The following is a 19587-nucleotide window of genomic DNA, read 5'->3' on the forward strand; positions in this document are numbered from 1 at the left end:
GCATGCGCCGACGTTCAGCCCTGTAGAAGCGCGTGCTTGGAGCGCCCGATAGGGGATCGGCCAACGGGATGCCGTCGAGCTGCCGCGGCGCAAGCCACAGCGGTCTACGTGAAAAGCGCGAGGGGCAGCGACACCACGAAACATACGGGCGGCACGATCGCGATGCCGCCACAGATGCCGGCCCATCGGCCGGCGCGGCCGCCTAGCGCTCCGGCGATGAGTGCGAGCACTATGGAGGCGACCAGGAGGAATGGCACGGCAAACCAGACCATAGAGGTCCACTCTGCGGCGGAGAACCAGAGCCACGAACCCTCGGCGCAGGCCGTGACGAAGCAGACGAAGAGGGTCACCGGGGCGAGCAATCGAGCCCGACCGGTCGGTTCGATAATGGCCGCGGGGCCTTGACCCGACCAGGCAGACGGGTCAGCGAGGGAGTCACGGTGGGGCAGCGCTGCCACCTCCGCCTCAGCCCGGCGGAGCAGTTCGCGGTCGGCCTCGTTCATGCCCTGACCCTAGCGCCGGCGTGGCCGCCGGCCGCGCTAGCACCCTCAAATTTGTCTCGCATCATCAACGACTCGAGTCATGAGCGTGTCCCGGTAGACGATCGCTTTCAGCGATCAATTCCACTTCGGCATCCGGCAATAGGTCGTGCTGCTGGGCACGTCAGGCGCGCCTGTAGAAGTTCCGAGCCATGCTCTCGAATGACGCTCTCAGTGCTCTCCCGACGGTGTCGTCGGTCATCAGGCGCCCATCAACGGGGTTCATTACCGCCGGGTCGCGATCAGTGGCATGCCGAACAGCCGAGGACATCACCGCGAGGTCGTCTTCCGAGATGCAGAACAAAGCCTCGTCCGTTCGCGGGGAGCTGGCTTCAGAGTCGACCTTGCTCCAAGCTGCCCAGTCGATACGTCGTGCACGGACGGCAGGCGAAGACAGCGGAATTGCCTCGCGTTCCTCAAAGACGCTTTGCCGAAGAAGGCGAAGGTCGTCGGCCCAGCGCAACGCTTCGTGAACGTCGAGCGGCATATGATCCGTGAATTCCCGTCGGTCCATGCTGACGACGACGTCGCAAAGCGACAATTCAATTGTCCGCAGATCTTGTTCTGACAAGGCGATGACGATTTCGCGCCCCTCGTTCAAAGGCGCTTTGGCCTGGTCATCGGCGTCGTCGACGAGCAGTATCGACAGGGCTTCGTCGCGGCTGAGGACGTGCATGAGCTAACTTTTGCACTCGTTCGGCCCGAGAACCGGCCAGATGCCCGATAGGGGATCGGTCATCGGTTCACGCTGCGGTTCTTGCCCCGTGGTGATTGCGTCTTCATCAAGGATGATCTCGTGACGACTCTCGTCAGATCGGTCCCCGCCGGCCTGAGATGTCGACGGGGACCGACTGTGTCGAGCGATGGGCCGTTCGGTGTCAGGACACTCGCGACGTCTGGAAGTGCCATTCCTGCTGCGGGGCGTTGAAGGTCGCGGAGGAGCCCTGCTTCACGAGGGTGCAGCTGGAGTTCTCGATGTACTTCGTGGTCGTGCCGCTGTACTTCATCGAGCCGATCGCGAGGCGCCCTGACCCGTAGCTGGACGGGACCGTCCATGACCCCGAGTTCGTTGTCGTGCCGGTCTTGCTGGCGCCGATGGTCACGCCCACGTCAGCTTTGACGCTCGCGACGACATTGCTCACTGTGACTCCCGTGGTGGCGGTGATGCTGCCCGAGACCGTGAACGAGGTGGAGGTGCTGATCGCGAGGGTCACGCCCGGGCCACCTGTGACCGAGCTGTTCGCCCCCGACGCTTGGGTGAAAGACCCGGCCGAGCTTGACGATTTGTAGACGACCCGGCTTCCCGAGCAGAGGGAGTCGGTGCCGTCAATGGAGTCCGTCCCGTTGGTCGTTGTCGGTGCACTCTGGACACCCGCGGTGGGGACCTCAGCTGCCATCGCGCTTGTGCCACCCGCCAAGACGAGAAGGGCTGTGACGGCGACGGCGGCAAGGCTTTTCTTCATGAGTACTCCTTTTGTTGTCTGGTCCGACTCGCGTCGGCTGGTCACGGCACCGGGATGGCGGTGATCCAGTAGTCAGTCCCCACCGAGACGTCCAGGCGGACGCTCAGGGGGTCTTCCCCGGATGGCAGCGGGATGGTCCCGCTGCTGGTGAAGTCAGGTGTGCAGTCGCCCGAGTAGAACGTGCCGAGAGTGACCGTGAACTCACCGGCTGCGCAGGCGATGTAGAAACGCAGCTGCGTCAAGGACGGGTCGGGCCTGGCCACGTCGAACGTGGCCGCACCTGTGCCGTGTTCGTGCAGCGACGGCGAGACGGTCGTGGCGAGGAAGGCGTCCGAATCGGGGTCCTCGAGCCGTGTCAACGGGTCGACGAGTGTGCCACCGGTTGCAGGAGGCGACGTCGGGCTGATCATCGTCGGGTGGTTCGACGCTGGATCGGTGGAGGATGTCGTGGCGACGCATCCGGTCAGGCTGACGAGGCAGATGGTCGTGGCGAAAGCGCCCGTCCAGGTGGTCTTCGTGGCCATCATGTCTCCTTCACGAGGTGCTGCAGTGAGGCTCATGAAAGACCAGAGGGCCCTCCCGCCACAAGGCGAAACGGCCTGTTCTCGTGAGGACTAGTGATCTGTATAGTGACCGACAGACCGGTCGGAAGGGGCCTCGTGGCACACAAGTCGCGCTGCGCGCATTGCGTGACGCCCACCCAGGCTCAGATCCTGGTCGAGCTCTCGCGTGGCCAGAGCTACGACACCATCGGTCAGCGGCTTTACCTCGCACCGACCACGGTCGCTTACCACGTCGCCAAATTGCAGGCGAAGTTCCGGGTGCCGAATCGTGCAGCGCTCGTCGCGGCTGCATTCGTGTTCGGCATCCTGGCCGGCGACCAGTGGCCGATCGAGGCCTCGGGGCTCTTGCACGCCACGCTCGCTGAGCCTTGTGACGACGCACTCGACGCCTCGACGTCGTAGAACTCATCCGCGCTGGCTTCGGCGAACGAGGTCGGTTTCTCTGAGCCAGGCCGATGTCCTGTGTGGCAGTCGACACCTCGAGTCGGTCAGCTTTGCTGGGATGCTGGAGACCTGCCCTGCGAAGGGGCGCGAAGAGAGGCGTTGAGGGCATGTGGAAGTGGCGTGTGTCGGGCGGCTGCGTCGTCGTTCTGGGGATCGCCACGCTGGTGGTGGGCCTTTGGCTCACGGACGCTTGGCTCGCAGGTGATCTCGAATCCACCGGCCGAGGCCACCCGCTCCTCGTCGTCACGACTGGTGGGCTGATCGCGTGGTCAGGTGTCGGTCTCTTCACTCACCCGACGCGGGAAGCAGCACGTCTGACTCGTGGCGATGAGCTCCTGGCTCGAGCTCGACGAGCTCATGCAACGGCGCGCCAGGACGCGGCTCGACGCGCGCGGCGGAGGGCCCGCTCAGCTCGGTGGCCGTTCAGCTGGTTCGTTCGCGATTGAGGCGCGTTGCCCGTTCGGGGATCGGCCAGCGGGCGCGACTGCTCGGGTCAAAGAATGGGTTTACTCGTGGCATGGGTAGTCACTCCGGGAATCCGACATCTGGCGAACAGCGTGTCCCGATCGAGCAGGCTCTGGCGGGCTTAGAGGTCCATCCACTGGAGGAAGGCGAGACGGCTATTGAGGCGTTCGTACTCGTGAAGACCTTGAATGCCGAGGGGGAAGCGACGTGGGCATACAGAACGACAAACAGGCTCAACCGCGAAGAACTCCTTGGGGCCCTGACGGTTCAGGTCGCAGTTCTTACAAAAAGGAGATGCGCGACGAGTGGGATGACGACTGAGTCCCTGACAAACGTGTTTTGCGTCAACCTGAGTTAGCGCCCGATAGACGATGGTTCTCCGGAGCTCTGCGCAGTGGGCAAGGTTACGAGTCGAAAGTGAGCAGTTGACCGATCGTGCAGTCGAGGGCGTCGCATATGGCCTCCAGGGTGCTGAAGCGGATGGCCTTGGCGTGGCCATTTTTGAGGATCGAGAGATTGACAGTGGTCACTCCCACTCGCTGGGAGAGTTCCACGAGAGTCATGCCGCGATCGTTCAGGAGCGACTCGAGGTGGCATGTGACCCGACCGATCACACGAGGCCCGAACTGTCGTTCTGGTATGCGGCACCGGTTCTGAACACGGCTGCCAGGGCTGCCAGGACAACCGCAACGTAGATGGGCCAGAACGGCACCGACGCCCCGTAGCCACTGCCAACGAACGTTCCCTGGAACGTGGGCTCACTGAAGATGATGTGAGGCTGCGAGATATCGCTGACGACTCTGAGGACACTGGCGCCTTCGAAACCGACGAAGACCACGATCGCCAGGGCGATGAGCGCTCGGGAGCATGCTCGAGCAAAAGGTGCCCCGGAGCCGATCGTGCGGACGAGGATGAAGACGCACAACGCCGCACCGAAGATCGTCAGCGCGGAGACCAGATCGCTCGCACCGTCGAGAACGAGGATCGACACGGGGAGGTCTTTCACCGTGCCGGTCATCTGAGTGATTGCCGAAGTGGTGCCGGCAACGACCGACGGCGCGCCTTCACGAGGCGAGCCCGCGAGCTCACGGATGGGTGCCGTTGTGTTCCAGGTGTAGTCAACGCCGGATGCTCGGTCGTTCAACCGACCAACGAGAGTGACGATCGCGAGGACTGCCTGCCCCAGTGCAGCTAGCATCGCGCCTAGGGACAGGACGAACACCAAGCTGATCGAGTGTTTCTGAGTGAGTGCCCTGGCGGGCTGATCCATCAAGGTCACGGACAGAAGCGTAACGATAAACGTTGTGCCATTCCAGGCCCCAGAGTGGGTACCGTCGGTCCTTCCGTGGCGACGTGCTCTTGGGCCGCGGTCAAGGTCCTCCAGCGATGACTTGCTCAGCCCCGCATTTCCCCGTTGGGGTCGAAGCGTCTTGTCCCGGTAGGGGATCGTCAGCCGGTGCGCTCGGCTTGGGGGCTGCTAGCTTCCGAGCATGACCTGGCCTGTCGTTCACATCTCGCGCTCGCTCGACCACGACGTCGCCGCCGTCTCCAGCGTCGCCGGGAATCCGGCGAATCTGCCCGCGTGGGCGGCCGGTCTCAGTAGCGGGATTCGCCAGGAGGACGGGCGGTGGATCACGGACTCGCCCATGGGTGTCGTCGAGGTGGCGTTCACGGGGCCGGTGGAGCTGGGGATACTCGACCACGACGTGACCCTTCCCGACGGATCTGTCGTGCGGAACTCCTTCCGTGTCGTGGCCAACGACCAGGGCACCGAGGCCATCTTCACTCTCTTCCGCCGGGACGGAATGTCTGAGGCTGACTTCCAGTCCGACGCTGACGCCGTCCGCAGTGATCTAGACCGGCTCGCTGTGCTGCTCGACAAGCGCCTTCCTCGCATCCGACAGGGGAATCCCTCACCGAGATCGGTTTCGGACTGACCCATGGACACAGCTGGCGCCCCGTAGCTGCGGGGAGGGGCCAACGGCCGGCGGTGGCCAGTGACCGATCGGCTACCGAACGGGCGTCGCCTCTCGCCGTGCCAGGCGCCGCAAGGTCGATGCCGCCGTGAGGCCGGCAGCCGACGCGGCGACGAGGCCGACGATCGCGCCGGCAAGAGGGTCGTCGAGGAGTAAGCCCGTGGCTGGGCCTGCTGAGATGCCGACGACCGTTGCCGTGGCCGCCGCCGCACACGCCTGGCTTCTCGATCTGCCCCAGCGGTGACGCTGCCGCCACAGCGACGCGCTGACGAGTCCAGCGACTGCCCCGACGAGGGCGAAGACCACTGCAGCAGGCACTGCGTAGACGAGCGAGATGACGACCCATCCAGCGATCCCGGCGCCGTCGAGTCCGGCGAAGGCACCCCAAGCGACCATCCACACGATGGGGAGCAGCAGCGCGCAGCCGGCGCCGACCGCCGCCCCCGTTCCGACCAAGACGCGCACATCCGATCGCGGCGACCGCACGGAACGCTCCACGGCAATGCTCATCAGGCCTCCTCTTTCCCATGATGCTAGGGCTTGCACCCGGGCATGGACATCCCCCGACCCGGTGCCTCGACACTCCCGGGAAGACGGGCTGTGCAGCACGGTGAGCGGCCCCGAGGCGGGGAGTCTGCGTCAGTGTTCGACAGAGGATCGGTGGGCGGACGATTCTGCGGCAGGCTGGTCCGGTGACTGACGAAGCTCGGCATGTGGTCCATTTCCATCGAAAGCACTACGACGCGATCATCGCTGGCCGGAAGGTGACCACTGTCCGCTGGGGCGAGTCGGTCCGTGTCGGAGCGGCGACGTTCGTGTCCGATGAACACCCGACTGCGCAGCCGATCGCCGGGCAGGTCGTCGCGGTCCGGCAGTACCGCCTCGACGAGCTGACTGCGGAGCAGGCACACGAGCCCCCAGGAACGGACATGACGCTCTTCGCAGCGCAACTGCGCGAGAACTTCTGCCCGGACATGCCAGGCGATGCGGTCGTCGACGTCGCTGAGCTGAGTCTCATCGAGCCGTACCGGTAGAGAATCGTCACCTCGACACGATCTCCAGCTCTTGGTTCACAGATGATTTTCGAAGGGCAACCGCCGATCGGCGCGAGGCGACGACCCGGCAGCTCGTGCTCGAGGGTCGTTTCGGGGACTACCGGAGTCCGATGACGTCCATCACGTCGACGCCGTTCGCCCGAGCGACGTCGGCGCGGCATCGATCGATGTCGTCCGCGAAGCGGAGTTGCTCGTAGCCGTTCACCGAGAAGTGGATGCTCTCCGCGGCGGGGTCGAGGCCGCCGGACGGGGCCAGCCACACGTTCCAGCCCGCGGTTTCGAGGCACGAGGAGACGGCTGAGATGTACGGTGCGGCACCGTTGACCTCACCCTTGGTCTGCGGAGGAAGCAATGTCGATGCGGCCGCGACGCTCGTGACTCCGAGCGCGACGACGCCCGCGGCCATCGCGCCGCGCTGGAGGCGCTTCCGACCCCGTAGCTTGCGCGAAAGGGCGTGCTCGATGCGACCTGCGGCGGCATCGAGGTCGGTGTCGGACCAGTTCGTGTTCGTCATGTTCGCCCTGCTCTCAGTTCTCGTACGTCGTGCCGGTGGTGGCTGTGCGGAAGGAGCGCAACCGGCCGCGGATGCGCTGGACACGCTTGCGTGTCGCGGGAGGCGTCAGGCCGAGTGCCGCTGACGCGTCGTCGTACGAGACGCCTTCGACGAAGCAGAGCCGAACCAGGTCCCGGTCTTCTTGTGGGAGACCATCGAGGGCCTCGCGGAGGTGAGCGAGTTCGTCCGCTGCTGCGCGACGGTCCTGACCGCGTTCCCACTGGTGGAGGTGGTCCACCGTGTCGAGGTCGCCGGCCTCCTGGCGGATGGCCCGGCGGTTGGTCGCGACCGCGATGTGGCGCGTCGTCACGAGCAGCCACGGCAGCAGGGAACGTTCTGGGTCCAGGTCCCTGCGGCGGCGCCAGGCCACGAGCAGGACCTCCTGGGCGACGTCCTCGACACTGCCACGATCAGTCACCACCGAGGCTGCGTACCGGAGGACGCTCCTGACGTGCAGCCGCGTCAGTGCTTCGAACGCGTCGATGTCCCCAACGCGCGCGCGAGCCACCAAGTCGTTCTCGGTCTCGCCCGGTGTCGATCGTCGCTTCATCGATCGCCCTCACTTTCGCTCTCAGTAGTGAAGTGCCAGGCGTGGCCGTTTTGTGACCATGCAGAACGGTTTTCTTCTGCATTGCCGATGAGCCGACAGCTCAGGTCTTGGAGGCCCTGCGGTGTTTCCACGACTTTTTCACTCGATCGAGGTCGCCCCATCTGTCGGCAGCACGCAGCACGACGAGGGCGAGCATGCCGAACAGGACGGCCGGCCCGACGATTCCGAGGAGAGGACTGATGGTGCTGCCGTGGACGATTTCGGTGCCGCCGAAGAGGGCGTTCGGAATCGCGTACGAACGGGACTTTCCGTCCGTTCCCACCGACCCGTCGAGAGCGACGCCGCGGTAGGTCGACTCACCGTCGTCACTCGTCCACGTGCCTACGCTTTCGCAGCCGTATCGGCCACCACCCTCGCAGGTCTCTTCGGTGTAAGTGCCCGATACGCGGGGCTGAGTCGAGTCATGGACGGCCGAAGCGAAGAGCACGGCGATGACCAGAGCTGCCAGGGCGGCCCCGATGTAGGCCAGCGGACGCCAGGCCTGCGCCCCGAGGTCGAAACGACGATGGCTGCTGTCAAGACGCCGGTGCCTCGGTCTGTGGAACGCGTCATCCGCTCCTGAGGTATCGACATCGCCCACATCGGCAAGCGTGCCATACCGCGTGGACGTCCCCGCCCCGCGGTGCATCACCCGCACGACCTGTTCGGGCCCGTCTCGGTCGGGGGATGTGATCAGAAGTGCGTCGATGCCCATCCGTCGCGAGGACGATCAGCCAAAGGCTCGCCACGGCTGCCCCCTTGTCTCAGCAGGGAGGCCCGCTCGTGGAGGGGCCAGGTGACGTCGATCATGAGAACCGGAAGACAGGGCCCTTGGGGCGGAACGGCAGAGATGCTGCAGCGGGGATCAGGAAGGCGTGTGTCCGCCGAATCCGCAGGACGTCGATGAAGCCGTCCGTGATGATCAAGAGGGGACCGTCCTCGGGGAAGTCCGACGCTCGTTCGAGGAGGTCGACGGCTGGCTGCAAGACGGTACCGCCGCGGCCACGCACGCGGATGCCCGCGGCGATGTCGTCCACGTCGAGGTAACCAGCGTCATAGGCTGCGGCGTCGCAGAACACCACCCGGGCGGCGGGCACGTCGTGGGCTCGTGCGTACGACGCGATGGCACCCAGGGCTTTGCCGAGGAGGCGGACGTCCATCGATCCGGAGGTGTCGAGCACGACGCCGAAGGTTCGCTGAGTCATGGGGATCTCGGGTGTCAGCCAGCCGGGTCGCGGGATGTCGGGTGTCGCCGATTGCCGCCGCGACGGGCGAGCGTACGTCTGGACGGGCTCGAGACTCGGGAACATCTCCTCGAACCATCGGGCGAGTTCCACGTCCCACCGCAAGGGCGGTTGAGCGAGGGCGCGGATGGCCGCCACGAGGGCGGACGGGACATGACCGCGGCCCTCGGCCAGGTGCAAGTCGAGACCCGTGCCGAGGGAACGGCGAAGGAGATCATCGAGGTCGACAGATCCGCCAGCACTCGGCAGACGGCCGCCGGAGTCGAGGATGTCGGGCTGAGCGCGACCTCTCAGCGTCGCCAGCTTGCGGTATCGGCGCGAGTCCGTCGCGATCCGGTCGTACACCTCTTCGCTCGACTGGCCCGCGAACTGCGGATCGTGGAGGAGGCCGGAGGGCATCTCACCCACGGCCATCTCGACCAGCCAACCGTTGATGACGAAGTCCGTCGCGAGATTGAAGAGGTAGGGATCGCGTCCACCGGCGCGTGTGTGGTGGGAGAGCGCTGCGTGAAGGGCCTCGTGGGCGAGCACGAACCGCCACTCGTGCTCGGAGAAGACCGCGAGTGGATTGACGTACAGTTCGCCTGCCACCGGGTCGACCGCCGCGATCGGGATGTCCCAGCCGCGGGCCAGCTCGGCGTCGGCGACCACCGTGAGGGTGGACATCGTGGCGCCGAGAAGTGGGTAGGCCGAGAGGAACCAGCGTCGTGCGCGCTCCCACGCGGCCATCGGAGCCGACGGGTCGCTGAGGGAGACCCGCGCTCCGCCCGCGACGTCCATGGCGGCCGAGACCGCATCGGTGAGTCCGTAGGTGAACAGCTGCCGCCAGTCGGGCGCATCACCCCACGGGCGCCGTCCCTGTGTGACGCAGGGTGCCGTCCCCGCCACACCACACGTCTCGAGCCCGGCCGGCACTCCGGTCAGTCGCCACTCCTCGGCGAGACGCCCAGGCGAGCCCATCGGCCAGAGGGCGGGCAGATCGAACGGGGTCCTTCCGAACTTGAGGGAGGCGAGGAACCGGTCGACCTCGACGTCGGCCGCCGTCGCCTCAGCGCGGGTGGCGAAGGATTCGCGCGGGTCCAGGTGACCGAACCCGAGATGCAGCAGCAGGTGAGCGAAGACCCAGGCCCACTGCTCTGGTTCGGCCTGTCGCGTGGGATCGACGACGGTCTCACCCGTCTCGGAATCCACCTGCGCCCACCCGTCGTCAGGGCGGATGCCGTTCCGACGAGTCAGCGTCACGTGCTGCCCGATGTGAGCGAACATGGGGTGGTGTCGCACGGTGCTCCAGCCGAGCAGCACCGCTTCGAGTGCCCTGTCCTTCGGCTCATTCGGGTTCTTCCGGGCCATCAGACCGATCGCTTCTCCGCGAGTCGGGGCACGTCTCGAACGAGCTCCACCAGGAACCAGGCCGGAAGGATCGGCGCTCCTGTCTCATCCGGTGCGACGACGATCTGGGCGATCTCGAGCGAGATGTCGGCCAGGCCGACCAGGAGGTCCTTCGCCCGGATCGCGAACTGCCGTCCGGCCGGTGAGGCGTGGCGGATGTCGGCGGGGAGGTCCTTCGCGAGCCGAGCGCGGAAGGACAGCGCGTGGAAGTGCAAGAGATCGCGGTCGGCGACGTCGGTCGGCCAACGCAGGTCGCCTCGGATGATGGCGTCGAGATCGTAAGCCCGTTCGCGCATCTTGTACCACGCCGTGAACGAGGCGGCATGCGATGCCGAGACGCAGCCCGAGGCGAGCATCGCGACGATCTCGAGGTCAGGACCCTCGCCCCACGAGGTCAGGGCATCAGCGAGCGCGTGCCACGAGCGAGGTGTGGAGAACGCCTCTTCCGTCTTCGGCGGCTCGACGTGCAGGTGGTCGGGACGCTGGGAGATGTACTCCACCACCTGGGGATTGATCTGGGCATCGATGGCCCACGCGAGCCAATCGTCCACTGACGAGCGCAGGTGGACGTGCACGAACCGGTTGAGCAAGGGGGCCGGCATCGGCTTGACCGCCGCTTGGTCGGTCGCTCGGTTGCCCGCCGCGATCACGACGCTGCCGCCAGGCAGGCGGAAGTCCCCGACCTGGCCCGTGAGGACCAACGAGTACAGCGACTTCTGCACCTCGGGTCGAGCCCCGTTGAGCTCGTCGAGGAACAACACGAACGGCTCAGTCCGCACGAGCAGCTCGGGCGGCGCGAACCGCGAGAACGTCACGCCGTCCTGGCGCGTGACGAGTTGGGGCACTCCGGCGATGTCTTCTGGTGCGAGCTGCGTGGCCATCAGCGTGACGCAGTCCATGCCGAGGTCTCGTGCGAAAGCTTCGACCATCGTCGACTTGCCGATCCCCGGCGCACCCCAGAGGTGCACGGGACGCGCCAACGAGACACGAAGCAACACTTCCGGCAGCTGAGCCGGCGTGATCGGGTGGAGAGCGCGCATGTCTCCATTCTCCGTCCCGGCCCGCCGGCGCGTCGTCCCAGCCCCGCGGCGCATCATGGGGCCATGCCCGCCTTCCGCCGCCCGTCACGCCCCGCCCACCCCGTCCGCGTCGAGCCCGGCCCCGGCCAGGAGTCCGTCTGGGACTACCCCCGCCCGCCGCGCGTCGAACCCCGGCACGAGCGCGTCGTCGTGCGCCTCGGTGGCGTCGTCGTGGCCGACACCACGGCCGCGATCCGCGTGCTCGAGACGAGCCACCCGCCGGTGTACTACCTGCCGCGGGCCGACTTCGCCCCCGGGGCCCTGTCGCGTGCCGAGGGCCGCAGCCTGTGCGAGTTCAAGGGCCAGGCCGGCTACGTCGACGTCACCGGCGGGGGAGTCGTGGCCCGCCGCTCCGGCTGGTTCTACGCCGAGCCCTGGCCCGGCTACGAGTCGCTCGTCGATCACATCGCCCTCTACCCGGGCGCGATGGACTCGTGCGAGGTCGCCGGCGAGGTCGTCCAGGCTCAAGAGGGCGACTTCTACGGCGGGTGGATCACGGCCAACCTCGTCGGCCCGTTCAAGGGAGCCCCCGGCACCATGGGCTGGTGACCCGGCCGGGCTGGTGGCCCCGCCGGGACGCGGGCGGTGCGCATGACGGACACCGCGCCTCCTGCGGGTGCGAGCAGGTGCAGACTGGACGGATGTCGAAGCGACCCCGCCCCCGCCCCACGTCCCTCGTCCGCACCCTCGGCCGCGTCGCCCTGGGCGGTGCCCTGGTCTTCGCCGGCACGAGTCACCTGACGTTCGCCCGCGAGCCCTTCCAGGCGCAGGTGCCCGAGTGGCTGCCGCTCGACGACGACTTCGTCGTGCTCGCGTCGGGCGTCGTCGAGATCGGCATCGGGGCGGCCCTGGTCGTCGCCCCCAAGCACCGCGTGACGGTCGGCTGGGTGGCCGCGGCGTTCTTCACCGCGATCTTCCCCGGCAACATCTCGCAGCTCGTCACGCACACCGACGCGTTCGGCCTCGACACCGACGGCAAACGGGCGTTCCGCCTCGTCTTCCAGCCGCTGCTCGTCCTGCTGTCTCTCTGGTCGACGGGCGCCTGGCGTGACCGTCGCAGCATCGGTCGCCGCGCGAAGTAGCAGCGGCAGGCACGGGCACGGCGGCGACCCCAGGAGGCGCGGCTCAGCCCGACAGCGCCGCCACGACCACCTCGGCGTCCGCGAACCACTTCGTGTAGTGGTCGGGGTCGGCATTGACCTGGACGGCGTGGGCCGCCTGGGTCGGCGTCAAGTCCTTCCAGCCCGGGATCGACACGAGTTTCGTGAAGAAGCTCGTCGCCGCGGTGTACGGGTCCATGCGCTGCTCGTAGGTGCCCCACTGCCCGTTGTCGCGCTGCTGGAAGAGCCCGCGGCTGTCGGGCCCGACCGCGTCGCCGTGGTCGATGTTGCGCAGGCTCGACTCGCCCATCGCGGTCATGACGCCGATCGCCTGGGTGTGTTCGCCGATGCCCTGCGCCCGAGCCGCCAGCATGATGTAGGCCGCGTTGACCAGGCGGTCCTGGCAGTAGCCCGCGACCGGGCCGGCCGGCACCTCGATGTCGCCCACCATGACCGGGTCGACCTCGGGGCACGCCGGCAGCGGAGTCGACGTGACGGCCGCCACGTCGTCGTCGCGGGGTGCGGAGAGAGCCGAGACCACCATCGCGATCGCGACGACGAAGGCGACGAGCCCGACGCCGAAGACGACGGAGAGGGCGATCAGCACACGGCGCACGGTGGGCCTCCTCAGGAGTCGGACGGAGCGACGGTCGAGGGGTGACGGCCGGCACGGCACCGTCGCGTGACCGGCACGGAAGACGTCGTCGAGGGTACGCGATCCACGTGGACGACCCGTCTCGGCTGCCTGGACGACCGGTGGATGTCCCTCCGAATGCCCTGAGGGTCCTCCGTCGTGACGCGGCGGCACGCCCCGGGCCCTAGAGCAGCTCGGCCCGGTCGGCGAGGTACGCCGCGAGGTCGCGCACCTCGCCGGCCGCGGTGCCCCAGCGCACGAGCGCGCGCCCGTCACGGACGAGGAGGCGCTGGTCGCCCGCCCGCAGCGCCCCGGTCGACAGGTCCACCGGCTCGTACCCGTAGTTGACGACCTCGCCCTCGGCGAAGTGGCCCCGGACGGCGGCCCGCCGCTCGGCCTTGCGCTGCTCGACCTGGGCGCTGAGGTGCTGCGAGCGGGTCGGCGTGACCGCCCGGGTGATGCGGCCGGTCTCGAACACCCGACCGTCGGTCGCGAGCAGCAGCACTCCTAGGCGCCAGGCCCGGCCCGCCGGTTCGAGCGACTCGGCCGTCTTCACGACGACGATGCGGCGCGCGGGCTTGTACCGGGCGAGGGCCTCGGTACGGGCGTCACGGGCCGCCAGGTCGGCGGCCGCCCGCTCGACGAGGGCGCGGAGCGACTCGGCCGCCTCGTCGTCGGAAGGGGTCTCGGGGGCCGGCACCGCGCCTCCTGCGGTCGGGTCGCTCATGCGCGCCTCGGCGGTGACGTCAGGCGTCGTAGCCGTGGTCGAGGAAGTCCTCGATCACGTCGACGACGAAGGCGTGGTCGTCGGCCTGCGGCAGGCCCGAGACGCCGGCCGAGCCGACGAGGCCGACGCCCGCGACCCGCACGGGGAACAGCCCGCCGTGTGCGGCGTAGAGCCCCGTGTCGAGCCGGGATTTCTCGTCGAAGCTGCCGCCCTGCACCCGGAACGACTCGCCGACCCGGTACGAGCTCTGGCCGTAGCGCTCGACGACGCGGGCCTTGCGGTCGAGCCACTCGTCGTTGTCGAGGCTGCTGCCGGGCAGGGCCGCGTGGAACGCCCGCTGGCGGCCGTGGCGCACGGTGACGGCCACGGGCAGGTCGCGGCGACGGGCCTCGGCGAGCAGGTGGGCGCCCAGGTCGAGGGCGACGTCGAGGGTGAACCGGCGGAACACCAGGCGCTCTTCTTGCTCGACGAGGGTCTTCAGCAGGGTGTCGTCGGTCATCGGTGGCCTCCTGGAAGGGTGGGGCGGACTGCTCGGGTGTGCCGACGCCTCGGCGCGGCACGCTGCGAGCCTAGGCCCGGCCCCCGTCAACGCGCTGGTGGTGCCTCGCGCGGGCAGCCGACCGAGAGGTCAGGCCGACGCCGCGAGGCAGGGCGACCCCTGCCGGGCGAGGAGCCCGCAGTAGACGCCCACGAGGTCGTCGGCGGAGCGCGACCACGGGTGGTCGAGCGCGTGCGACCGGGAGGCGCGCGAGAGCCGGTCACGCAACGCCGCGTCCGCGAGCACCTGCGTCATGGCCCGGGCCCAGGCCTGCGGTTCGCGCGACGTGAGGACGATGCCCGTGACGCCGTCCACCACCGATTCGCGGAGCCCGCCCGACGAGGCCGCGATGACGGGGACGCCGCTCGCCGCCGCCTCGAGGGCGATGAGGCCGTAGGTCTCGGAGTGCGACGGCACGAGCACCAGCGACGCGTCGCGCAGCAGCGCGGCGAGACCCGGCCGCGAGCGCGGTCCGAGGAAGTGCACGGTGAGGTCGAGTTCGTCGCCCAACGCGCTCAGCTCGGACTCGTAGCCGGCGAACTCGGTCGAGGCACCGCCGGCGATGACGAGCTCGGGCCGGACCTCGGCCGGCACCGCCGCCACGGCACGGATGGCGAGGTCGGGGGCCTTGAGGGGTTCGAGCCGACCGGCCACGACGACGTACGGGTGGGCCGGAGCGGGGCGGTCGGCCGCCGCGGGGTGGAACAACTCGGCGTCGACGCCCGGCAGGACGACGTGGACCCGGTCGGCCCGGCCGCCGAGCCGGGACGTGACGGTCTCGGCCTCGGCGTGGCTGATGGCGACGACGGCGTCCGACTCGCGGGCGAGCACCTCTTCGCCGGCGAGGCGGCCGGGCGACTCGGCACGTTCGCCGTGCGAGAGGGGGGTCGAGTCGTGGGCGGCGATCGAGTGGAAGCTCTGCAGGTGGGGCACGCCGAGGGCACGGGCCACGGGCAGGGCGGCCATGCCCGAGAACCAGTGGTGCGAGTGCACGACGTCCCACGGACCGAGCTCGGCGAGGCGGTCGCGGAACTCGTCGACGAACAGCTCGTTGCGGCCCTTCGTGACCGGTTCGGCGGGCCCGGCGTCGAGGAACCTCAGCGTGACCCCGGGCGCGAGCGCGACGCTCGCGGGTTCGTCGGGCGAGGAGCGACGGGTCAGGATCTCGACCTCGTGCCCCGCGGCCCCGAGCGCCTCGGCCTGGTTGCGCACCACGACGTTCATGCCGCCGACGTCACCCGACCCGGGCTCGGCACCAGGGGACGTGTGCAGCGACACGAGGGCGATGCGGAGCGAGGGGGAGGCGGTGGTCACTTCCCGAGGGTACCGGCCCGGCGGCCTGACGGCCTGCCCGTCGCGGGACGATGGTCGATGTCGGCGGTGCGCCCTACGATCCCGACATGAGACATTCCTCCGCAGGCAACACGCTCCCATCCGCCTCCCCGACGGAAGTCATACCGGGTTATACTCGATCGATGAAGACAGCGATCTCCATCCCCGATGCCACGTTCGAACGCGTCGAACGTCGCGTCGCCGAGCTGGGCATCAACCGATCACAGTTCTTCGCTCGAGCCGCCGAGCGTTACCTGGACGAACTCGAGCAACGGTCCGTCACCGAACGGCTCAACGCGGCCATCGCCCTCGACGCGGGGCGCAGCGATTCCGAGACCGCCGACTTCGTGAGGTTCTCGAGACGTCGTCTCGAGTCCGCGACGGCCGACGACGCATGGTGAGCCGGGGCGACGTCTGCTGGCTCGATCTGGACGACCCGAGGCGCAGCTCCCCGGCGAAGCACCGACCCGTGGTCGTCGTGCAAGCCGACGCCTACTCTCACAGCGCACTGTCGACGGTGGTCGTCGTGAGCCTCACCTCTTCCACCTGGCTCGCGGCCCATCCCGGCAACGTGTTCGTGCCCGCCGCGGCCTCGGGGCTCGACCGGGATTCCGTCGCGAACGTCACCCAGCTCTCCACGGTCGACGAGGGCGACCTGGGCCCGACGGTCGCCACGCTCCCCGCGTACCTCCGGGACGACGTCGACGCAGGCTTGCGAGCAGTCCTGGCTCTGTGACCGGCGGCGCAGGTCAGGCGACGCCGCCCGACCAGAACGCGCGGACGTCGTCGAGCACGGCCTCGGCCTGTCGACGGCCGGCCTCGGCCGCGGGACGACGCGTGGTCGTGGCGAGCACGTCGGTGCCGAAGGCCTCGAGCGCCGCGGCGTCGGCCTCGACGACGAAGACCTCGCGCCCGGCCGCGCGGCGCGCCGCGACGACCTGGGGCAGGGTCGGCCCGAGCGGCGAGACGTCGAGCTCGGGCCCGCACGACAACACCAGCACGCGGTCGTAGTCGTCGGCGAGGTCGGCGTTGGTGCCCGACCGCACGCCGCCGTCCATCGTCGGGCGACCGTCGACCTCGACGGTGGGCCAGACCACGGGCACCGAGCAGCTCGCGGCCACGGCGCGGTACAGGTCGACGCCCGAGCCGCCGTCCAGCGGGCGGAACGTGCCGTCGGTGGCGTCCACGGTGCAGACGGTGAGCGCGGCGTCGGGCCAGGTCGCGCCTGCGAACCGGTCGCGCATGGCCGTGACGAGCTCGGGCTCGTCGGCGACGACGGGCGTCTCGCGGGCCAGCGCGCCGATCCGGGCCCGCGCCTCCTGCTGGGTGGTCGCCCCGGCGAGCGCCTGACCGAGGGTCTGCTGGAACACGTCGGGGTCGATCGAGCCCGACGGCAGCTCGACGACGTCCTCGAACTGTTCGCGGAGGCCCTGGTCGACGAGCCCGAGTCGCACCATCGTGCCGACGACCGAGCCGGCCGAGGTGCCGACCACGAGGTCGGCGTCGCCCACGGGCACGCCCGCCTCGAGCAGGCGGGACAGCACGCCGAGCTCCCAGGCGATGCCGGTGATGCCACCGCCGCCCAGGACGAGGGCGGTGCGGGTGGGGGTCGTGGTGGTGCTCATGTCTCTCCTCGGTCGTGGTGACGGCCCGGGCAGGAGGTGCGGTGCGGCTCCCGGGGCCGCGCTCGACAGTAGGCCGCTCGCCCCGACCCCTGCTCGGGCAGGTGTCAGGCCGGGCGCAGCTCGCCGGCCCGGCCGAGCGCCTGCACGTGCCACCCGGTCTGCGCCAGCGCCGAGCCGAGCCGGTAGCCGTGCAGCGAGGCGATGCCTCCGCTCCACGACATGCGCTCGGCGACCTGCCACACGGTCGGCCGGTCGAGCGCGTCGAGGGCCGCCGCGGCGTCCCGGCTGCGGTCGGTGCGGTGGGCGATCAGCGCCTCGGCACGCTCGCGGAGCCCGGTGAAGCGGTACTCGTGGCCCGGGCAGACCTCGAGTGCGTCCGGCCCGGGCACGTCGAGGGCGACCATGCGCTCGAGCGACGCGAGGTAGTCGCTCAGCGGGTTCGTCGGGGTGCGGCCCCCGAGGCCGATGCCGGGGTTGATGCGCGGCAGCACGTGGTCGCCCGTGAAGACGAGGCGTTGCTCGGGTTCGACGAAGCAGAGGTGGCCCGCGGTGTGCCCGGGGGTGTGGACCGCCCGCAGCTTCCGGCCCGTGATCGGCAGCACGTCGCCGTCGGCCAGCAGCAGGTCGGCGGCGACCGCGGGCAGGTGGCGACCCGACCCCCACGAGGCGACCAGCGCCTCCTGGTCCTCGGCCGGTGCGCCCCAGCGGGCGATGTCGGCGTCGGCGGCGGCCGCGTCGGCCGGCCGGTCGGCGAGGGCGGCCTGCTCGGCGGCGTGCAGGGCGATGCGGGCCCCCGAGGCTCGTCGCAGGGCCTCCGCTCCGCCCAGGTGGTCGGCGTGCAGGTGCGTGACGGCGATCAGCTCGACGTCGGCGAGGGCGTGGTCGACGTCGGAGAGGGCCTGCTCGAGCCGGTCGAGGTTGGCGTCGACTCCCCACCCGGGGTCGATGACGGTCAGGGCGCCGTCCGAGCCCTCGACGACGTAGCCGAGCGAGTGGTCGTCGATGCCGTCGCCGAACTCGAACGCGACCGACCAGACGCCGTGCCGGACCTCCTCGACGGGCGGCAGGTCGCCGCGACGGACGGCGTCGGCCTGCACGCGGCTGAGCGGGACGGGAGGCGCAGGAGGCGCGGGTCGGCTGGCGGCGTCGGTCACCCCGCGAGCCTAGCCAGCGGCGCCCGCCACCCGCGCCGCCTGCCGACGCCGCGCCCGCTCCCTACTCGGCGGAGACTTCGATCAGCACCTTGCCGACCACGTCGCCCTCGACAGCCTCGTGTGCGGCCGCCGTCTCGGCGAGGGGGAAGGTGTGCAGCGGCAGGCCGGCGGCCTCGCCGACGGGCAGGACGCCGTCGCGCAGGGCGGCGGTGACGTCCTCGACGGCCGCCTGCAGCGCCTCCTCGCCCACGGTGTAGAGCAGCACGAACTGGAACCGCGTGTTGGTGACCATGTTCGCGCGGATCGGGATCGTGGTCGTGTCGCCGCCGTTGTCGGCGTAGATCGCCACGGAGGCGCGGTGCGCGACGACCTGCGACAGCAGTTCGGCGTTCTGCGAGATCGCGACCTCGACCACGACGTCCACGCCGTCGGGCGCGAGCTCGCGGATCTCGGCGGCGGCGTCGCCCGTGCGGTAGTTGACGACGTGGTGCGCCCCAGCGGCCGTGGCCAGGGCGGCCTTCTCGTCGGAGCTGATGGTCGTGATGACGGTGGCACCAGCCCAGCGCGCGAGCTGGATGGCGGCGTGGCCGACGGCACCCGCGCCTCCTGCGACGAGGACGACGGTCCCGTCGAGGCTGCCGGGGGTGAGGCGGCTCGGGCCGTCCTCGCGGACGGTCAGGGCGCGGTGCGCGGTCATGGCGGGTACGCCGAGGCTGGCGCCGACGTCGAGGCCGACGCCCTCGGGCAGCGGGACGACGCGTTCTGCGGGCAGCACGGTGAACTCCTGTGCGGTGCCGGTGGGGCGCTGGTGAGCCGAGAGGTAGGTCCAGACGCGGTCGCCGACCGAGAGGCCGGTGACGCCCTCGCCGGTCGCGTCGACGACGCCCGAGCCGTCCTGGTTCGGCGTGACCTCGGCGAACGGCAGCGACTCGCCGGGGCCGCCGCCCGCGCGGGACTTCCAGTCGGTGGGGTTGACGCCCGACCACACAACGCGGACGCGCACCTCGCCGGCGGCGGGTTCGGGCAGGTCGCGGTCGACGAGCTGCAGCACGGTGGGGGCGGATCCGGTCTCGGAGTACACGATCGACTTCATGCCCGGAGCCAACCAGACCCGGCCG

The 19587-nt window shown here is 69.4% G+C and carries 27 protein-coding genes; 8 read left to right on the top strand and 19 right to left on the bottom strand.

The features are described 5' to 3' along the window. Positions 1-104 precede the first annotated feature (104 nt). The 4 genes from ASG05_RS16075 to ASG05_RS00025 form a co-directional block, all read right to left on the bottom strand. Entirely contained in the window at positions 105-503 is a 399-nt protein-coding gene (locus ASG05_RS16075; protein WP_157489982.1) for a hypothetical protein, read from the bottom strand. A 160-nt stretch (positions 504-663) separates the two neighbouring features. Further along, positions 664-1215 (bottom strand): hypothetical protein, encoded by a 552-nt coding sequence (locus ASG05_RS00010; RefSeq protein ID WP_056255868.1) that lies wholly within the window; start codon positions 1213-1215, stop codon positions 664-666. A gap of 202 nt (positions 1216-1417) precedes the next feature. Continuing rightward, on the bottom strand, positions 1418-1753 hold the full coding sequence (locus tag ASG05_RS16080; RefSeq protein ID WP_157489983.1) for a hypothetical protein: 336 nt from the start codon (positions 1751-1753) through the stop codon (positions 1418-1420). Positions 1754-2043: 290 nt separating this feature from the next. Then, a complete protein-coding gene (locus ASG05_RS00025) occupies positions 2044-2526 on the bottom strand; it encodes a hypothetical protein (RefSeq protein ID WP_157489984.1) in 483 nt (160 codons plus the stop codon). 165 nt (positions 2527-2691) lie between these two features. Between ASG05_RS00025 and ASG05_RS00030 the strand changes: the two genes are divergently transcribed. Both ASG05_RS00030 and ASG05_RS16085 read left to right on the top strand, forming a co-directional pair. After that, a complete protein-coding gene (locus ASG05_RS00030) occupies positions 2692-2967 on the top strand; it encodes a LuxR C-terminal-related transcriptional regulator (protein WP_056255879.1) in 276 nt (91 codons plus the stop codon). Positions 2968-3526: 559 nt separating this feature from the next. Then, positions 3527-3832 (top strand): hypothetical protein, encoded by a 306-nt coding sequence (locus ASG05_RS16085; protein ID WP_157489985.1) that lies wholly within the window; start codon positions 3527-3529, stop codon positions 3830-3832. A 46-nt stretch (positions 3833-3878) separates the two neighbouring features. On the opposite strand, the gene ASG05_RS00035 is transcribed toward ASG05_RS16085, so the two are convergent. Next, a complete protein-coding gene (locus ASG05_RS00035; RefSeq protein ID WP_235491340.1) occupies positions 3879-4088 on the bottom strand; it encodes a helix-turn-helix transcriptional regulator in 210 nt (69 codons plus the stop codon). Further along, positions 4085-4753: a hypothetical protein gene (locus ASG05_RS00040; RefSeq protein ID WP_056255885.1), complete on the bottom strand. Its 669-nt coding sequence runs from the start codon at positions 4751-4753 to the stop codon at positions 4085-4087. The genes ASG05_RS00035 and ASG05_RS00040 overlap by 4 nt, the downstream gene beginning before the upstream one ends. A 211-nt stretch (positions 4754-4964) precedes the next feature. Here ASG05_RS00040 and ASG05_RS00045 point away from each other — a divergent pair, with 211 nt between their 5' ends. Then, the gene (locus ASG05_RS00045) at positions 4965-5411 is read left to right on the top strand and encodes a hypothetical protein (RefSeq protein ID WP_056255887.1); all 447 of its coding nucleotides are present in this window, start codon (positions 4965-4967) and stop codon (positions 5409-5411) included. Positions 5412-5483: 72 nt separating this feature from the next. Here the strand turns inward: ASG05_RS00045 and ASG05_RS00050 are convergent, their stop codons facing one another. Further along, a complete protein-coding gene (locus tag ASG05_RS00050) occupies positions 5484-5960 on the bottom strand; it encodes a hypothetical protein (RefSeq protein WP_157489986.1) in 477 nt (158 codons plus the stop codon). Between the two features lie 182 nt (positions 5961-6142). Here ASG05_RS00050 and ASG05_RS00055 point away from each other — a divergent pair, with 182 nt between their 5' ends. Continuing rightward, positions 6143-6484: an ASCH domain-containing protein gene (locus tag ASG05_RS00055; RefSeq protein ID WP_056255892.1), complete on the top strand. Its 342-nt coding sequence runs from the start codon at positions 6143-6145 to the stop codon at positions 6482-6484. A 118-nt stretch (positions 6485-6602) separates the two neighbouring features. Here the strand turns inward: ASG05_RS00055 and ASG05_RS00060 are convergent, their stop codons facing one another. The 5 genes from ASG05_RS00060 to ASG05_RS00080 all read right to left on the bottom strand — a co-directional run bounded on the left by ASG05_RS00060 (position 6603) and on the right by ASG05_RS00080 (position 11320). Beyond that, positions 6603-7019 (bottom strand): hypothetical protein, encoded by a 417-nt coding sequence (locus ASG05_RS00060; protein WP_056255896.1) that lies wholly within the window; start codon positions 7017-7019, stop codon positions 6603-6605. Positions 7020-7032: 13 nt separating this feature from the next. Then, entirely contained in the window at positions 7033-7608 is a 576-nt protein-coding gene (locus tag ASG05_RS00065) for an RNA polymerase sigma factor (RefSeq protein WP_082486181.1), read from the bottom strand. A gap of 100 nt (positions 7609-7708) precedes the next feature. After that, positions 7709-8362, bottom strand: coding sequence for a hypothetical protein (locus ASG05_RS00070; RefSeq protein ID WP_056255901.1), 654 nt, complete (start codon positions 8360-8362; stop codon positions 7709-7711). Between the two features lie 91 nt (positions 8363-8453). Further along, positions 8454-10241 (bottom strand): hypothetical protein, encoded by a 1788-nt coding sequence (locus ASG05_RS16765; RefSeq protein WP_056255903.1) that lies wholly within the window; start codon positions 10239-10241, stop codon positions 8454-8456. Beyond that, the gene (locus tag ASG05_RS00080; RefSeq protein WP_056255906.1) at positions 10241-11320 is read right to left on the bottom strand and encodes an ATP-binding protein; all 1080 of its coding nucleotides are present in this window, start codon (positions 11318-11320) and stop codon (positions 10241-10243) included. Before ASG05_RS00080 ends, ASG05_RS16765 begins: the two co-directional genes overlap by 1 nt. Before the next feature lie 63 nt (positions 11321-11383). Here ASG05_RS00080 and ASG05_RS00085 point away from each other — a divergent pair, with 63 nt between their 5' ends. Next, positions 11384-11908, top strand: coding sequence for a DUF427 domain-containing protein (locus ASG05_RS00085; protein ID WP_056255911.1), 525 nt, complete (start codon positions 11384-11386; stop codon positions 11906-11908). Between the two features lie 92 nt (positions 11909-12000). Then, positions 12001-12441: a hypothetical protein gene (locus tag ASG05_RS00090; RefSeq protein ID WP_056255915.1), complete on the top strand. Its 441-nt coding sequence runs from the start codon at positions 12001-12003 to the stop codon at positions 12439-12441. Positions 12442-12484: 43 nt separating this feature from the next. Here ASG05_RS00090 and ASG05_RS00095 read toward each other — a convergent pair whose 3' ends face one another. The 4 genes from ASG05_RS00095 to ASG05_RS00110 form a co-directional block, all read right to left on the bottom strand. Then, positions 12485-13075: a hypothetical protein gene (locus ASG05_RS00095; protein WP_056255918.1), complete on the bottom strand. Its 591-nt coding sequence runs from the start codon at positions 13073-13075 to the stop codon at positions 12485-12487. A 202-nt stretch (positions 13076-13277) separates the two neighbouring features. Beyond that, a complete protein-coding gene (locus tag ASG05_RS00100) occupies positions 13278-13820 on the bottom strand; it encodes a hypothetical protein (RefSeq protein WP_082486182.1) in 543 nt (180 codons plus the stop codon). A 19-nt stretch (positions 13821-13839) separates the two neighbouring features. Further along, positions 13840-14319 carry a heme-degrading domain-containing protein gene (locus ASG05_RS00105; RefSeq protein ID WP_056255921.1) on the bottom strand — a complete coding sequence of 160 codons (480 nt, stop codon included), beginning with the start codon at positions 14317-14319 and terminating at the stop codon, positions 13840-13842. A 129-nt stretch (positions 14320-14448) separates the two neighbouring features. Further along, positions 14449-15672, bottom strand: a complete 1224-nt coding sequence (locus tag ASG05_RS00110; protein ID WP_056255923.1) for a glycosyltransferase — start codon at positions 15670-15672, stop codon at positions 14449-14451. A gap of 161 nt (positions 15673-15833) precedes the next feature. On the opposite strand from ASG05_RS00110, the gene ASG05_RS00115 reads away from it, so the two are divergent. Both ASG05_RS00115 and ASG05_RS00120 read left to right on the top strand, forming a co-directional pair. After that, on the top strand, positions 15834-16091 hold the full coding sequence (locus ASG05_RS00115) for a ribbon-helix-helix protein, CopG family (protein WP_056255926.1): 258 nt from the start codon (positions 15834-15836) through the stop codon (positions 16089-16091). Further along, entirely contained in the window at positions 16085-16426 is a 342-nt protein-coding gene (locus ASG05_RS00120) for a type II toxin-antitoxin system PemK/MazF family toxin (RefSeq protein WP_056255929.1), read from the top strand. Before ASG05_RS00115 ends, ASG05_RS00120 begins: the two co-directional genes overlap by 7 nt. Positions 16427-16439: 13 nt before the next feature. Here the strand turns inward: ASG05_RS00120 and ASG05_RS00125 are convergent, their stop codons facing one another. The 3 genes from ASG05_RS00125 to ASG05_RS00135 all read right to left on the bottom strand — a co-directional run bounded on the left by ASG05_RS00125 (position 16440) and on the right by ASG05_RS00135 (position 19562). Beyond that, positions 16440-17315 carry a patatin-like phospholipase family protein gene (locus ASG05_RS00125; protein WP_056255932.1) on the bottom strand — a complete coding sequence of 292 codons (876 nt, stop codon included), beginning with the start codon at positions 17313-17315 and terminating at the stop codon, positions 16440-16442. A 104-nt stretch (positions 17316-17419) separates the two neighbouring features. Further along, complete coding sequence (locus ASG05_RS00130) at positions 17420-18469, bottom strand: MBL fold metallo-hydrolase (RefSeq protein ID WP_082486184.1); 1050 nt, start codon at positions 18467-18469, stop codon at positions 17420-17422. 61 nt (positions 18470-18530) lie between these two features. Beyond that, entirely contained in the window at positions 18531-19562 is a 1032-nt protein-coding gene (locus ASG05_RS00135; RefSeq protein WP_056255938.1) for an NADPH:quinone reductase, read from the bottom strand. Positions 19563-19587: the final 25 nt, after the last annotated feature.

It is taken from the genome of Frigoribacterium sp. Leaf186 (assembly GCF_001423905.1).
Classification (GTDB): domain Bacteria; phylum Actinomycetota; class Actinomycetes; order Actinomycetales; family Microbacteriaceae; genus Frigoribacterium.

Bases quoted from the DNA above. Each gene is read 5' to 3' on its own strand.
- ASG05_RS00045 (WP_056255887.1), top strand. From the start codon at position 4,965: ATGACCTGGCCTGTCGTTCACATCTCGCGCTCGCTCGACCACGACGTC.
- ASG05_RS00050 (WP_157489986.1), bottom strand. From the start codon at position 5,960: ATGAGCATTGCCGTGGAGCGTTCCGTGCGGTCGCCGCGATCGGATGTG.
- ASG05_RS16075 (WP_157489982.1), bottom strand. From the start codon at position 503: ATGAACGAGGCCGACCGCGAACTGCTCCGCCGGGCTGAGGCGGAGGTG.
- ASG05_RS16765 (WP_056255903.1), bottom strand. From the start codon at position 10,241: ATGGCCCGGAAGAACCCGAATGAGCCGAAGGACAGGGCACTCGAAGCG.
- ASG05_RS00065 (WP_082486181.1), bottom strand. From the start codon at position 7,608: ATGAAGCGACGATCGACACCGGGCGAGACCGAGAACGACTTGGTGGCT.
- ASG05_RS00105 (WP_056255921.1), bottom strand. From the start codon at position 14,319: ATGACCGACGACACCCTGCTGAAGACCCTCGTCGAGCAAGAAGAGCGC.
- ASG05_RS00090 (WP_056255915.1), top strand. From the start codon at position 12,001: ATGTCGAAGCGACCCCGCCCCCGCCCCACGTCCCTCGTCCGCACCCTC.
- ASG05_RS00085 (WP_056255911.1), top strand. From the start codon at position 11,384: ATGCCCGCCTTCCGCCGCCCGTCACGCCCCGCCCACCCCGTCCGCGTC.
- ASG05_RS00010 (WP_056255868.1), bottom strand. From the start codon at position 1,215: ATGCACGTCCTCAGCCGCGACGAAGCCCTGTCGATACTGCTCGTCGAC.
- ASG05_RS00120 (WP_056255929.1), top strand. From the start codon at position 16,085: ATGGTGAGCCGGGGCGACGTCTGCTGGCTCGATCTGGACGACCCGAGG.
- ASG05_RS00100 (WP_082486182.1), bottom strand. From the start codon at position 13,820: ATGAGCGACCCGACCGCAGGAGGCGCGGTGCCGGCCCCCGAGACCCCT.
- ASG05_RS00080 (WP_056255906.1), bottom strand. From the start codon at position 11,320: ATGCGCGCTCTCCACCCGATCACGCCGGCTCAGCTGCCGGAAGTGTTG.
- ASG05_RS00135 (WP_056255938.1), bottom strand. From the start codon at position 19,562: ATGAAGTCGATCGTGTACTCCGAGACCGGATCCGCCCCCACCGTGCTG.
- ASG05_RS00025 (WP_157489984.1), bottom strand. From the start codon at position 2,526: ATGGCCACGAAGACCACCTGGACGGGCGCTTTCGCCACGACCATCTGC.
- ASG05_RS00115 (WP_056255926.1), top strand. From the start codon at position 15,834: ATGAAGACAGCGATCTCCATCCCCGATGCCACGTTCGAACGCGTCGAA.
- ASG05_RS00125 (WP_056255932.1), bottom strand. From the start codon at position 17,315: ATGAGCACCACCACGACCCCCACCCGCACCGCCCTCGTCCTGGGCGGC.
- ASG05_RS00070 (WP_056255901.1), bottom strand. From the start codon at position 8,362: ATGGGCATCGACGCACTTCTGATCACATCCCCCGACCGAGACGGGCCC.
- ASG05_RS16085 (WP_157489985.1), top strand. From the start codon at position 3,527: ATGGGTAGTCACTCCGGGAATCCGACATCTGGCGAACAGCGTGTCCCG.
- ASG05_RS00060 (WP_056255896.1), bottom strand. From the start codon at position 7,019: ATGACGAACACGAACTGGTCCGACACCGACCTCGATGCCGCCGCAGGT.